Below are 13,812 nucleotides of genomic sequence, written 5' to 3'. Positions count from 1 at the left end.
CAACACCGGTTGTTCTCGCGCAAAGCGCTTCAGGAGAACCACCACAGCATGAATTTCAGGAACATCGAACTGAGGAGATAGATCCACCCCGCCATCGCCAGCACCGTCAGTCCGACGAAGACACCTGAGACGCTTTTCTCCTTGAAGCGCGCCAACAACGAGTTTTTTTCTTCTTGCGGAAAGAACATCTCAAGCTCAAGGCGTATCTGATTCAAATCAGCTAGCAGCCAATTTCGATGATCTCGTGACGCGCCACCGCAGCGCGCATCACGGGTCTCAGCGCAAAATCTCGTGAAGCCGCGAGCCTTCGCTCAAAATCCGGCTCAAGTTTCTTCGCCAGATGGTCAGGGATGATTTCGCCGCCCATCGCAGCAGCCTGCGCCGGAATTTCCACGCGCATGTTGGCGATCCGCGGCGCGCATGCGCGTCACGCGTCGAGTCGCCGCGCAGCTTGACAGACGGCATGCATCCGCATGCTCAAGCGGCCGACGCCGGAAGCGAGCGTACGCACCCTCACGCGCATGGCACCCTGCTTCAACGGCATCTCACTTCGACAATGGACACCTCGCACACGGGAGACGATCGTCAGCAGCGCCTACACCCGGAAGAAGGCGAACCAGACGATGCCAAGGATCAAAACGGCGAGCCCGGTCGAGGCTGTGAGCAGTGCGAGAACCGAAGGTCCGGGTTCGGCCTGGCGCGCCTCGGTCGGGGTTTCGATGATCTGACCGTGTTGTTCCCTAGCCATGGCGACCTCTTTGCTTAAGTGCCTGTAATTCCGGCGATTGCCGCTCCCCTTCGAAAGGCCAACGCGGCATATGGAGTGATGTTCCGAGCCGTCTGGCGACGGCCCGGCGCCCGCTGCGGCCACCGCGTCAAACCGGCGCAGGCTGAAGCCACGGTTAACGCCGTTGCCAGATTCACCGGGCGGTGTTGTTTCAAACTGGGGTTCCCGGTGTTATCCTTGACCGTTCCGTCGGTTGCGTAATCGGAGTTTCCCCATGGCCCCCCGCGCCAACTGGAAGGGCTTTTTGCGCCTTTCGCTCGTGACTTGCCCGGTTGCCCTGTACCCGGCGACGTCGGATACCGAGAAGGTCTCCTTCAACCAGATCAACCGCAAGACCGGCCACCGGATCAAATACGCCAAGGTCGATGCGGAGACCGGCGAGGAAGTTGCCACTGACGACATCATGAAGGGCTACAAGGTCGACACCGACACCTACATCGAGGTCACCAAGGAAGAGCTCGACGACATCGCGCTGGATTCGACCCGCACCATCGAGATCGACGAATTCGTGCCGCGCAGCGAGATCGACAGCCGCTATCTGATCCGCCCCTATTATCTCGTTCCCGACGGCAAGGTCGGCCACGACGCCTTCGCGGTGATCCGCGAAACCATCCGCAGCATGGACAAGGTCGCGATCGGCCGCGTCGTGCTGACCAACCGCGAGCATATCATCGCGCTCGAGCCGCTCGACAACGGGCTGATGGGCACGCTGTTGCGCTACCCCTACGAGGTGCGCAGCGAGAAGGAATATTTCGACGACATCCAGGATGTGAAGATCACCAAGGACATGCTGGATCTCGCCAAGCATATCGTCGAGCAGAAGTCCGCCGAGTTCGATCCGGAGGAGTTCGAGGATCGCTACGAGCAGGCGCTGATCGACCTGATCAACCAGAAGCGCAACGGCATCAAGATCGCCAAGCCCGCGGCGAAGGCCAGCGGCAACGTCATCAACCTGATGGACGCGCTGAAGAAGAGCCTCGCCAACGAGAAGCAGGCTGCTCCCGCCAGGGCCGAAGCAAAGGCCGCGAAGGGCAAGAAGCCGAAGAAGCGCATCGAAGGCCAGCGCGAGATGCTGCTGCCGATCTCGGGCAGCGGCAAGCGCGAGCCCAGGGAAGCCGTCAAGCCGGAGCCGAAGAAGGCCGAGAAGGCAACGCGGGCGCAGGGCACCGCCGCGCGCAAGAAGGCCGGCTGAGAGGCGCTTACGCGGCGGAGCAGCATCGCGGCGGCACGCTGGTGACGTTGCGCCGCCGACTACATCATGAAGCTATCCGAAGACGCCCATCAGGATGCGCGCGGGCAGGTCGCGGCCGAGCATCTCGTCAACGCGTTAAAACAAGGGGCGGCGGGCTGATGTTCGCGCGCATCGCGATGCTGCGCGCGTTGAATGGAGAAAGCGAGAACGGCTGAATCGAAAGCGTGTCCAGCGGTGCTTACTTGAACGCCGCACCGACGGCGCTGAATTGGCCGCTGACGCTGGTGCCGATGCCTTTGACGCCGGCGACGATCACGATGCTGATGCCGCCGGCAATGATGGCGTATTCGATCGCCGTAGCGCCGACATCGTCACGCAGAAATCTTGCAAGCAACGCGCGCATGAAAAGCTCCTGTCCGACGCTCGCGGCTTTTTTCTCCCGCGCCGTAGTAATATTCCAGCAAAACTAGGCCACATTGGTTGACGGCCCATTGAGGGACAGGATGAACGATCGCTTAAGGGTTGCAGAGAAACTCCCCACTAGTTTTGCCTGCATCGCGACCTCGCCCCGCGAGGCGGCCAGCCGCGATTGGGCGTAAACGCATATCAGGACTACCTGATCCGGCCCGCCGCTCGGCTTTACCAGCCAGCGAAATCCTGTTCCTTTATCGGACAGGGCGACAACGAGGCCGGAGCGAACCGGCCGCATCCAATGGGAGTGACCGTCATGAAGCTCGGCACCGCGATCGCGGAAATCATGAAGCGCGAGGGGATCGAGATCCTCACGGGGTACCCCGTCAACCATTTGATCGAATACGCCGCCGCCGCCGATATCCGCCCCGTGATGGTGCGCCAGGAGCGCATCGGCGTGCACATGGCGGACGCGATCTCCCGCGTCACCTCGGGCGAGAAGATCGGCGCGTTCTGCATGCAGCACGGCCCGGGCGCCGAGAACGCGATGGGCGGCGTCGCGCAGTGCTACGGCGAATCCGTGCCCGTGCTGGTGCTGCCGATGGGCTATGCGCGGCGACTCGCCAACATCGACCCGAACTTCAATTCCAGCCAGGCGATGAAGGCGTTCTCCAAGTCCTCGGAGCCGATCAATCTCGCCCCGGAGGTCTGTAACATTTTCCGCCGCGCGTTTACCAAGCTGAAGAACGGCCGCGGCGGGCCTGTGATTGTCGAGATCCCCGCCGACATGTGGAACGAGGAGGTGCCGGAGCCCTTGAACTACACGCCGGTGCTGCGCACCCGTTATGGCGCCGATCCCGTTCACATCAAGGAAGCCGCCGCCCTGCTCGTCAATGCCAAGCGTCCGGTGATCTATGCCGGCCAGGGCGTGCACTACGCAAAGGCCTGGCCGCAGCTGAAGCGGCTCGCCGAGCGGCTCGCGATCCCGGTCACCACGAGCCTCGGCGGCAAGTCGTCATTCCCTGAGACGCATCCGCTGTCGCTCGGCTCCGGCGGCCTTGCGGTGCCGCGCGCGGTGCCGAAATTTCTCGCTGAAGCCGACGTGATCTTCGGCATCGGCTGCTCCTTCACCGAAACCTCGTTCGGCATCGCGATGCCAAAGGGCAAGACCATCATCCATTCGACGCTCGATCCGAACCACATCAACAAGGATGTCGAGGCCAAGATCGGGCTGGTCGGCGACGCCGGCCTCGTGCTCGACGCGCTGCTGGAAGAGATCGGCAAGACAGTCACCGCGGACCGCAACGCGAGCGCCGTCGCGGAGGAGATCGCCGCGTCGCACAAGGAATGGCTCGCCAAGTGGATGCCGAAGCTGACGCACAACGACGCGCCGCTCAATCCCTACCGCGTGCTGTGGGACCTGCAGCACACCGTCGACATCCACAACACCATCATCACCCATGACGCCGGCAGCCCGCGCGACCAGCTGTCGCCATTCTGGAAGTCGGTCGAGCCGCTGTCCTATATCGGCTGGGGCAAGACCACGCAGCTCGGCTATGGTCTCGGCCTTGCGATGGGCGCCAAACTGGCAAAGCCCGACAAGCTCTGCATCAATGTCTGGGGCGACGCCGCGATCGGCTTCACCGGGATGGATTTCGAGACCGCGGTGCGCGAGCGGATTCCGATCATGTCGATCCTGCTCAACAACTTCTCGATGGCGATCGAGCTGAAGGTGATGCCGATCTCGACCGAGAAGTACCGCTCCACCGACATCTCCGGCGATTACGCCGCGATGGCCCGCGCCTTCGGCGGCCATGGCGAGCGGGTGACCAGGCCCGAGGACATCATCCCCGCGATCAAGCGCGGCATCCAGAAGACCAAGGAGGGCGTGCCGGTGCTGCTGGAATTCATCACCAGCAAGGAGACCGAGGTGTCGCGCCCGGGGACGTGACGGCACCTCACACGCCCTCACCCACTTGATTTGACCGCGCCTGCGCAGGCAAGCTCCCTCCGACCAACGATCGGAGGGAGAGATGGCGCGCATCCTGGTGCTGGGGGCCGGCTTTGCCGGTCTGTGGGCCGCGCTCGGCGCCGCCCGCAAGCGCGACGAGATCGGTGCGCGGGCGGTAGATACCGAGATACTCGTCGTCGATCGCAACGCCTATCACAACATCCGGGTGCGCAATTACGAGGTCGATCTCGCCGATGTCGCGCTGCCGCTCGACCAACTGCTCGATCCGGTCGGCGTCAGGCATCGGGTCGCCGAGGTCGCGGCGATCGATCCGGCGAAGCGCGAGGTCGTGGTCAAGACGAACTCCGGCGCGGAGACCTTGACCTATGACCGGCTGGTGCTGACGACCGGCAGCGAATTGGTCCGCCCCGCCATATCAGGCCTTGCCGCCCATGGCTTCGACGTCGACACGTATCAAGCGGCGACGCGGCTCGACGCGCATCTTGCCGCGCTCGGCAAGCAGCCGGCGTCGCCGGCACGTTCGACGGTTGCGGTCGTCGGCGCCGGGTTCACCGGGATCGAGGTCGCGGCCGAGATGCCGGCCAAGCTCGCCCACGCTGGCATCACCGGCGATCATCGCGTCGTCCTGATCGATCCCAATCCGGAGGTCGGCGCGACGTTCGGCGCGCATGGCCGCCCGGTCATCAACGAGGCGCTGTCCGCGCTCGGCGTCGAGACACGGCTCAACGTCAGGGTTAGCGCGGTCGGCGCCGACAGCATCACATTAGGCTCGGGCGAAGTCATTCCGGCCGCGACCGTGGTGTGGTGCGCCGGCATGCATGCGAGCCCCCTCGCCGCGATGCTGCCTGCCAGGCGCGACGCGCTCGGCCGCCTCGCGGTGGATCATTTCATGCGCGTCGAAGGCCTGCCCGGCGTGTTCGCCGCCGGCGACGTCGCCGCCTGCCTGATCGACGGCGAACATCCGACCGTGATGTCGTGCCAGTTCGCGCGGCCGATGGGCCGGTTTGCCGGACACAATGTGGTCGCCGATCTGTTTGGCGAAGAGTTGCTACCGCTCAATATCGACTGGTACGTGACGGTGCTCGATCTCGGCACCTGGGGCGCGCTCTACACCACCGGCTGGGACCGTGAGGTGCACACCACAGGCGCCGCCGCCAAGCTCACCAAGCAGACCATCAACCGGCAGCGCATCTATCCGCCGCGCAACGGCGATCGCGCCGCGCTGCTCGCGGCCGCCGCGCCGACGATCCAGGCGGCGCCGCCGACGCGCAAATAGCTTCTCCCCACCACCGTCATTGCGAGCGAAACGAAACAATCCATCGCACTGCTTGCGCGGATAGAATTGCTTCGTCACTCTGCTCCTCGCAATGACGGCGTGCTTGGTTTCCGCGCTTACTGCGACAACTTCACGAAGTCCGGGAACTTCAGCTTCCCTTCCGCGATCGCCTTTGGCCAGACCGTGATCTGCTTGCCGTTCTGCCACTGGAACACGAGGCCGGTGACGGCGCCTGGGCCGGACTTGATGCCGTGGGTGAACTCGTCGTTCTTGCCGTAGAACTGGATCTTGCCGATCGTGCCCTCGAAGTCGGTCTTCTCCAGCTCGGCCACCATCTTGTCCGGATCGGTCGAGCCGGCGCGCTGGATCGCTTCGGCGATGATGTAGACCTCGTCGTAGGCGGTGTAGCCGGTATAGGCCGGTGGGGTGCCGAACTTAGCTTTGAAGGCCGTCGCGAACGGCTTTGTCTTCGGCGTCACCGCAACGTCGGGGGTCGCGACCGCGAGCGAGGGCACGCCTTCGGCGGCGCCGTTGGTGTCGCCCCAGAACGACGGGCTCAGCGCCTGCGCGCTGATGCCGAACATCGGGATCGGCACCTGCTGGTTCTTCCACTGCACCGTCGGCTGCACGCCGACATGGGAGATGCCGGTGACGATCACGTCGGGCTTGGCGGCTTCCATCTTGTTGAAGATCGGCGTGAAGTCGGTGGTGTCGGGCGAGAAGCGGATGTGCTCGACCACCTTCAGGCCGGCCTTCGGCAGGCAGGCCTCGTAGCCGATGTCGAGCGGCTTGGTCCACGCCGCGTCCTCGCTCATGATCGCCACCGACTTGAACTTGAGCTGGTCGACCAGAAGCTCCTTGGCGGCGTCGCAGACGAGTTGCGCCTGCGCGGCCGAAGTCAGGTAGCCGTGGAAGGTGTACTTGTTCTTCTCGTAGTCGTTATGAACAGCTTTGGTGATCTCGTTCGAGGCGGCGCCGGGCGTGATCAGCGGCATCTTCAGTCGCGAAGCCCACGGCTCGAGCGCCAGCACGACCTCGCTGATGTAACTTGCGATCACGGCGGAAACCTTGTCCTCGCTCACCGCGCGCTGGAATGCTCGTACCGAGTCCGCCGACGAGCTCTTGTTGTCGTAGGTGACGATCTCGATCTTGCGGCCCATCACGCCGCCCTTGGCGTTGATCTCGTCGGCCGCGATCTGCGCGCCGCCCGGAGTTGCCGCACCGGCGATCGACTGCACCTCGGCGATCACGCCGATCTTGATCGGATCCTTGGACTGCGCATAGGCCGGCGCCGCGAGGCAGAGCGCGAGCGCAGTCGCCAGCAGGCTCCCGCGGGCGGCGGTTGAATATCCTGACATGATCATCTCCCTTTGCTTTGTTATTTTTCAAATCGTCGAACGTCAGAGAAAGTCCTTGCCGGCCTCCGCGGCGAACCGGCCCGGATCGCCCTCCCAGACGATCCGCGCGTGCTCCAGCACATAGACGCGGTCGGCATGAGGAAGCGCGAAGGTCACGTTCTGCTCGCCGAGCAGCACCGTGATCTTGGTGGTCTGGCGCAGTCTCTCGAGCGCCTTCGACAACAATTCGAGGATGACCGGCGCCAAGCCGAGCGTCGGCTCGTCCAGGATCAGGATCTGCGGCTGCATCATCAGCGCACGGCCGATCGCCAGCATCTGCTGCTCGCCGCCGGACAGCGTCTGCGCCATCTGGCCCTGACGCTCCCTCAGGATCGGGAACAGTTCGAACAGCCAGGCGAGTTGCTTGGCCCGCGCCGCATCGTCGAGATGCTGGCCGCCGAGGTCGAGATTTTCCCGCACCGTCATCTCGCCGAACAATTCGCGCGATTCCGGGCACTGCACGAGGCCGGAGCGGGCGATCTTCGCAGGCCCGGTGCCGCGCAATTTCTCGCCGCCGCGCAGGATCTCGCCGGTGTAGGGCAAAAAACCCGAGATGGTGTTGAACAGCGTGGTCTTGCCGGCGCCATTCAAGCCGACGATGGAGACGAACTCGCCCTCATGGACGTGGATCGAGACGTTCTCCAGCGCCTGCGCCTTGCCGTAATGCACGCTGACATTCTCGACCTGAAGCAGCGGCACTTTGTCCTTGAACGAGGTCTCGGGCCGCGCATGGGTCTCGATCGCGCCGCCGAGATAGACCCGCCGCACGGTCTCGTTCTTCATCACGTCCTCGGCGCGGCCGGTCGTGATCTCCTCGCCGAGATACATCGCGAGCACGCGGTCAACCAGCGCCGCGACGCTCTTGACGTTGTGGTCGACCAGCATCACTGCGCGCCCCTCGTCGCGGAAGCTGCGGATCAGTTGCGAGAACATGCCGACCTCGGCGCTGGTCAGGCCGGCAAAGGGCTCATCGACCAGCACCACCTTCGGGTCGCGCGCGATCGCCTTGGCGAGCTCGAGCCGACGCAGATCGGCGAACGGCAGCGTCGGTGGACGACGGTCCATCACTGCGCCGAGGCCAACGCGCTCGGCGATCCATTTGGCGCGCTCGGTCAGCGCCTTGTCGGGAAACAGCATGAACAGGCTGTCGGGCAGCAGCGCGACCATGATGTTTTCCAGCACGGTCTGCCGGTTCAGCGGCCGCGAGTGCTGGAACACCATGCCAAAGCCCTTGCGCGCAATCTTGTGCGCCGGCAGGCCGGCGACATTCTCGCCCTCGAACAGCACCTCGCCCGCACTCGGGCGCTCGATGCCCATCACGCTCTTCATCGCGGTGGACTTGCCAGAGCCGTTCGGCCCGATCAGGCCGAGGATCTCGCCGGGGCGCAGCTCGAAGCTCAGATTCTTCACCGCGGTGAGGCCGCCGAATCTCTTGGTCAATCCGCGGACGGTGAGCGTTGCAGTGGTCACGGTCTGATCCATTTAAGAGCGCGCCTCGCGTGACAGGGCCGCTCCGAGGAAACCGCCGGGGAAGAACAGCACGACGAGCAGCGCCACCGCCGAGACGATGAAGGTCGCAAGCTCGCCGGTCGGGCGCAGGAATTCGCCGGCGACGATCAGGAAGATGGCGCCGAGCGCCGCCCCCAGCACGGTGCGTCGGCCGCCGAGCACGGCGGACACGATCACGTTCACGCCGACTGCGACGTCGACCACGGTGCCGACCGAGGCGGTGCCGAAGTAGAACACCAAAAGCGCGCCCGACAGGCCCGAGAAGAAGGCGCTGACGATGAAGGCCGCGAGCTTGTGCTTGACGATGTTGAAGCCGAGCGCGCCGGCCTGCACCGGGTCCTGCCCGCTCGCCTGCAGCACGAGTCCGACCGGCGATTGCGACAGGCCATACAGGATCGCCGCGCTGATGGTCATGAAGCCGAGCGCGATCCAGTAATTGACGCCGGCATTGATGGTGATGACGTCGGGAATCGTGAGCCCGATCTCGCCGCCGGTCAGGTCAGCGAACACCACGACGAAGTTCTGCAACATCAACACCGCGACCAGCGTGGTGAGGCCGAAATAGGGTCCCCTTACCCGCAGCGCCGGCAGCGCCAGCACGAAGCCCGCGACCACAGAGGCCAGCGCGCCGAGCAGGATGCAGAGATAGACCGACCAGCCGAACTGGTTGTTGAGGATGCCGGCGGTATAGGCGCCGGTGCCGATCAGGAAGGTCGGCCCGAAATTGACCTCGCCGGCGAAGCCGAACAGCAGGTCCCAGGCCATCGCGAACACGCCGAAATAGAACGCGACCGTGAGCAGCCCGAGGATGTAGCCGGAGACATAGAGCGGCAGCGTCGCCGCAACCGCCACGCAGGCGAGCGAAATGAAGAACAGGCGCGACGTGAAGAAGTTGGCCATCTCAGCGCCTCCCCAAGAGGCCCTGGGGCCGGATATACATCACGAACACCAAGAGCAGCAGCGCCGGAATGGTGCGGTAGGCCGGCGAGATCATGTAGGCGGTGATGGTCTCGAGATAGCCGACGACGAAGGCCGCGATCAGCGAGCCCGACACGCTGCCGAGGCCGCCGAGCACCACGATCGAGAACGCGCTCGCGGTCAGCGGCCCGACGCTGTAGGAGCTGACCCCCAGGAACATGCCGAGCAGCACGCCGGCGATGCCGGCGAGGATGCCGTAGATGCCCCACACCACGATGTAGATCTGGGTGAGCTCGAGCCCGAGCAAGGTGACGCCGCGCGGGTTCATCGAGGCCGCCAGCACCGCCTTGCCAGTGCGGGTACGATTCACCAGCAGCCACAGCAGGCCGATCACGAGGCAGCACACCAGTGCGGTGAAGATGTTGTTGCGCGGGGTGCGGTTGCCGAAGATGTCGACGACGCCCTCGACGATCGGCAGCACCGTCTTGGCGTTGTTGGTGAAGAAATAGGCGATCAGCTCCTGGATCATGATGCCCCACAGCAGGGTGCCGGTGAGGACGAAGATTTCCTTTTCCTCGTTGGGGATCCGCGTCGAGTTCTGGATCGGCTTCACGACCGCGAAATAGGTCGCGAACGACACGATCAGCGCCACGCCGACCCCGAACAGCGCGCCGGTGCAGATGTCGAGGTGCAGCACGCTGGCCGCGGCCCAGGCCGCGACCGCTGCCGCCACCATGATGGCACCGTGGGAGAGGTTGAGAACGCCGGAGACACCGAAGATCAGGGTGAAGCCGGTCGCGCCGAGCGCATAGAGTGCACTGATGGCGAAGCCATCGATCAGGATTTGTAAGGCAAGCATCTCATATCGGCCGCGGCAGCAGCGCTGCCTGTTGTGGAGGACGCGGGACTGAATAGCGATGCTCCCGGGACCGGCCCGGGAGCATGATCATCAGTCAGTTCGTGGTGAGCTTGATGAAGCTCGGGAACTTGAGATCGCTCTTGGCGATCTCCTTCGGCCAGACCGCGACCTGCTTGCCGCCCTGCCACTGCAGCATCAGTCCGGTGATCAGGCCCTTGCCGTACTTGATCGAATGGGTGAAGGGGTCATCCTTGCCATAGAACTGGACGCGTCCGATGGTGCCTTCCCAATCGGTCTTCTCCAGCGCATCGACCACCTTGTCGGCCTCGACCGAGCCGGCGCGCTTCACCGCATCGGCGATGTAGTAGACCTCGTCATAGGCGGTGTAGCCCGCATACGACGGATAGTTGCCGTAGCGCTTCTTGAAGCCTTCCGCGAACGGCACCGACTTCGGCGTCACCGCGACGTTCGGGCCCGACACGCCCTGATACAGCACGCCTTCCGCCGCATCGTTGGTGTCCTTGCCGAAGGTCTCGTTGGTCGCCTGCGAGGAAATGCCGAACATCGGGATCGGCACCTGCTGGTTCTTCCACTGCACCGTCGGCTGCACGCCGACATGCGAGATGCCGGTGATGATCACGTCGGGCTTGGCGGCTTCGACCTTGTTGAAGATCGGCGTGAAGTCGGTGGTATCGGGCGAGAAGCGGATATGGTCGACGACCTTGAGCCCGATCTTCGGCAGGCATTCCTCGTAGCCGACGTCGAGCGGCTTGGTCCAGGCCGCGTCCTCGCTCATGATGACCGCGGTCTTCATGTGCTTCTGATCGACCAGCAGCTCCTTGGCGGCGTCGCAGACCGACAGCGCCAGCGCCGCCGAGGTCAGGTAGCCGTGGAAGGTGTACTTGTTCTTCTCGTAGTCGGCGTGGACGCTCTTGCTGATCTCGTTGGAGGCGGCGCCGGGCGTGACGAACGGCGTCTTCAGGCGCGAGGCCCAGGGCTCGAGCGCCAGCACCACCTCGCTGATGTAGCTCGAGATGACGACGTTGACCTTGTCCTCGTTGACCGCGCGCTGGAATGCGCGCACTGAATCCGCCGAGGACGAGTGATTGTCGTAAGAGACGATTTCGATCTTGCGGCCGTCGATGCCGCCCTTGGCGTTGATCTCATCGGCAGCGAGCTGCGCCGCCTGCGGGATCGACGCACCGGCAATCGCCTGCGCTTCGGCAATCACGCCGATCTTGAGGGTGTCGGCGGCCTGCGCCCCACCGGGCGCGAGCGCGACAAGGCCCAAAGCGGCTGCTCCGGCGAATTGCTGCATCGCATGAAATGGCAGTCGCGATGTTCTTGTCACTCTGTTTCTCTCCTCTTGTTGTTTTTCGGCTACTTCGAGCTCTTGGGGCGGGACTATAGCCGCGACAAAATGCGCAGCAAGTGAAACTGCGCGCAGATCGCCATGCACGGACGACAACTAAAGTAGTGGGTGGGGACTCTGCGGCTGAACAAAGATGAGGCAGCGCGGGAATAAATGAGAGTCGTGGGTGACGATCTCTCCTCTCGTCATGCCTGGGTGCGCAGTTCCGAAGCTGCCCTCATCCTCAGCTGTCATCGCCCGGCTCGACCGGGCGATCCAGTACGCTGCCGCTTCTCGGCTCAGGCACCAGCGTCTCTCGCGGGCGCTGACGTCGCGTGGTGTAAGACGATGAATCGAGAACCGTCCTCATCGTCGTCCCGGCGAAGCCCGGGACCCATAACCACCGATGCGAATTGCCAAGCGCTATTGGAACGACGAGTCCCAGCGACAACATCCGCCGCGGCGTATGGGTCCCGGCCTTCGCCGGTACGACGGCGATGAGCGTGGCGACCCCGCCCCTACTCCGCCATCTCAGCCGGCGGTCGCGCGGCGGGACCGGCGAGCGGGCGCTCTTCCATCGTGATCATGCAAATGGAAGCGGTGGTCAGCAGCACGGCGGCGGCGCCGAACACGTAGCGGAACGCATGAATCATGTCGGCCATCGGGATCGCGCTGACCGTGCTGGCCGCCGCAGCATGATGCTCACCGGCGAGCGAGATGTCGGTGCCGAGCGTCATCAGCAGGATCGTGGTGAAGGCGGCAACCGTGAAGGAAGCCATCATGGCGCGGAAGAAGTTCATCGCACCGGTCACGGTGCCGACCTGCGGCCGCGCCACCGCGTTCTGCAGCGACACCACGCTGATCGGGAATGTCGTGCCGAGCCCGAGTGCGAACACGCTCATCAGCAGCAGCAATCCCGACAGCGGCAGCGTCGTCACGGCCATGCCGACGGCACAGATGGCGGCAACCGAGGTGCCGACGATCGCAACGCGCTTGTAGTGCTTGGCCTTTGCCATGGTGCGGCCGGCGATCGCCGCACCGAAGGTCGAGATAGCCGCGAGCGGGATCAGCGCAAGGCCGGCCTCGCTGGCGGTGAGGTGATAGACCACCTCGTAGTACAGCGGCAGGTGCACGGTCAGGCCGACCATGGCGCCGAGCGCACAGCCGCCCGCGCCCATCGCGAACGGTACCACCGAGCCGCCGAGCAGCGACAGCGGCAGGAACGGCTCGTCGGCACGGCGCGCATGCCAGACGAAGGCTCCGGCGAGCGCGATCGAGGCGCCGATCATCGCGGTGATGGTCGGCGACAGCCAGGACAAACGGGTGCCGCCCCAGGTCAGCACCAGCATCAGCACCACGGCCGAGGCCATCAGCAGCACGCCGCCGAGCCAGTCGACCTTGCGCTTGCGGTGGAACACCGGGATCTTGCCCATCTTCGGCAGCAGCAGCGCCAGCGCGGCGGCCGCGAGCGGCAGGTTGATCCAGAAGATCATCGACCAGTGCAGATGCTCGGCGAACACGCCGCCGACCACCGGGCCGAGAATGCCGCCGGCCATCCAGACGCTGGAGAAATAGGCCTGGTAGCGGCCGCGCTCGCGCGGGGTGACCACGTCGGAGATCACGGTCTGGACCACGGGCATGATGCCGCCGCCGCCGAGCCCCTGCAGGCCGCGAGCAATGATCAGCATCGTCATGCTGGGCGCGATCGCGCACAGCACCGAGCCGACCACAAACAGGCTGAGCGAGGTGATGATCATGACGCGGCGGCCATAGATGTCGCTCAGCGTGCCGAACACCGGCGCAACCGCCGTCGAGGCGAGCAGATAGGCCGTGATCACCCAGGACAGGTTGGTGACGTCGTGAAACTGGCGCCCGATCGTCGGCAGCGCGGTCGCGACGATGGTCTGGTCGAGCGCGGCCAGGAACATCGTCAGCATCAGGCTGATCACGATGGTGCGGACTTCGTCCGGATTGAGCGGTGCCGGCGGCGCCAGCGGCGGCGCGTCGCTGAGTTCGATCACCTCGCTTGGGAGATGAGACAGCTCTTCGGCAATGTCGTCAGGCAATGTCGATTGGTCGGCAGGAAACGGGCTCTGCCGTTCATACTTGTTCATTTGGGGCGTAATGCTGCTGCGCGGGC

At 64.4% G+C, this 13,812-nt stretch carries 13 protein-coding genes; 3 read left to right on the top strand and 10 right to left on the bottom strand.

Annotated features, from left to right (window positions below):
- Positions 1 to 29: 29 nt before the first annotated feature.
- The 3 genes from CK489_RS41800 to CK489_RS41795 all read right to left on the bottom strand — a co-directional run bounded on the left by CK489_RS41800 (position 30) and on the right by CK489_RS41795 (position 748).
- A complete protein-coding gene (locus CK489_RS41800) occupies positions 30 to 188 on the bottom strand; it encodes a hypothetical protein (protein ID WP_167350127.1) in 159 nt (52 codons plus the stop codon).
- A 32-nt stretch (positions 189 to 220) separates the two neighbouring features.
- A complete protein-coding gene (locus CK489_RS22100; protein WP_050626282.1) occupies positions 221 to 400 on the bottom strand; it encodes a hypothetical protein in 180 nt (59 codons plus the stop codon).
- A gap of 195 nt (positions 401 to 595) precedes the next feature.
- The gene (locus tag CK489_RS41795) at positions 596 to 748 is read right to left on the bottom strand and encodes a hypothetical protein (protein ID WP_167350126.1); all 153 of its coding nucleotides are present in this window, start codon (positions 746 to 748) and stop codon (positions 596 to 598) included.
- A gap of 253 nt (positions 749 to 1,001) precedes the next feature.
- On the opposite strand from CK489_RS41795, the gene ku reads away from it, so the two are divergent.
- Positions 1,002 to 1,979: a non-homologous end joining protein Ku gene (ku, locus tag CK489_RS22095; RefSeq protein WP_095733791.1), complete on the top strand. Its 978-nt coding sequence runs from the start codon at positions 1,002 to 1,004 to the stop codon at positions 1,977 to 1,979.
- Positions 1,980 to 2,217: 238 nt separating this feature from the next.
- Here the strand turns inward: ku and CK489_RS22085 are convergent, their stop codons facing one another.
- Positions 2,218 to 2,382 carry a Flp family type IVb pilin gene (locus CK489_RS22085; protein ID WP_050424338.1) on the bottom strand — a complete coding sequence of 55 codons (165 nt, stop codon included), beginning with the start codon at positions 2,380 to 2,382 and terminating at the stop codon, positions 2,218 to 2,220.
- A gap of 324 nt (positions 2,383 to 2,706) precedes the next feature.
- Here CK489_RS22085 and CK489_RS22080 point away from each other — a divergent pair, with 324 nt between their 5' ends.
- Positions 2,707 to 4,341: a thiamine pyrophosphate-requiring protein gene (locus CK489_RS22080; protein ID WP_095734607.1), complete on the top strand. Its 1,635-nt coding sequence runs from the start codon at positions 2,707 to 2,709 to the stop codon at positions 4,339 to 4,341.
- Between the two features lie 82 nt (positions 4,342 to 4,423).
- Positions 4,424 to 5,638, top strand: coding sequence for an NAD(P)/FAD-dependent oxidoreductase (locus CK489_RS22075; RefSeq protein ID WP_095733790.1), 1,215 nt, complete (start codon positions 4,424 to 4,426; stop codon positions 5,636 to 5,638).
- Positions 5,639 to 5,754: 116 nt separating this feature from the next.
- Here the strand turns inward: CK489_RS22075 and CK489_RS22070 are convergent, their stop codons facing one another.
- From CK489_RS22070 to CK489_RS22045, 6 genes are all read right to left on the bottom strand, one after another.
- The gene (locus CK489_RS22070) at positions 5,755 to 6,996 is read right to left on the bottom strand and encodes an ABC transporter substrate-binding protein (protein ID WP_095734606.1); all 1,242 of its coding nucleotides are present in this window, start codon (positions 6,994 to 6,996) and stop codon (positions 5,755 to 5,757) included.
- Between the two features lie 42 nt (positions 6,997 to 7,038).
- Positions 7,039 to 8,517 carry an ATP-binding cassette domain-containing protein gene (locus CK489_RS22065; RefSeq protein ID WP_095733789.1) on the bottom strand — a complete coding sequence of 493 codons (1,479 nt, stop codon included), beginning with the start codon at positions 8,515 to 8,517 and terminating at the stop codon, positions 7,039 to 7,041.
- Positions 8,518 to 9,444, bottom strand: a complete 927-nt coding sequence (locus tag CK489_RS22060) for a branched-chain amino acid ABC transporter permease (RefSeq protein ID WP_095733788.1) — start codon at positions 9,442 to 9,444, stop codon at positions 8,518 to 8,520.
- 1 nt (position 9,445) lies between these two features.
- Entirely contained in the window at positions 9,446 to 10,321 is an 876-nt protein-coding gene (locus CK489_RS22055) for a branched-chain amino acid ABC transporter permease (protein WP_095733787.1), read from the bottom strand.
- 94 nt (positions 10,322 to 10,415) lie between these two features.
- Complete coding sequence (locus tag CK489_RS22050; RefSeq protein WP_095733786.1) at positions 10,416 to 11,639, bottom strand: ABC transporter substrate-binding protein; 1,224 nt, start codon at positions 11,637 to 11,639, stop codon at positions 10,416 to 10,418.
- A 551-nt stretch (positions 11,640 to 12,190) separates the two neighbouring features.
- A complete protein-coding gene (locus CK489_RS22045; RefSeq protein ID WP_095733785.1) occupies positions 12,191 to 13,786 on the bottom strand; it encodes an MDR family MFS transporter in 1,596 nt (531 codons plus the stop codon).
- Positions 13,787 to 13,812 lie beyond the last annotated feature (26 nt).

The sequence above is a fragment of the Bradyrhizobium sp. UFLA03-84 genome (assembly GCF_002289535.1).
In the GTDB taxonomy this organism is placed as follows: domain Bacteria; phylum Pseudomonadota; class Alphaproteobacteria; order Rhizobiales; family Xanthobacteraceae; genus Bradyrhizobium; species Bradyrhizobium viridifuturi.
Note: the sequence above shows the minus strand (reverse complement) of the source record. Positions and strands in the feature narration are given on the sequence as shown.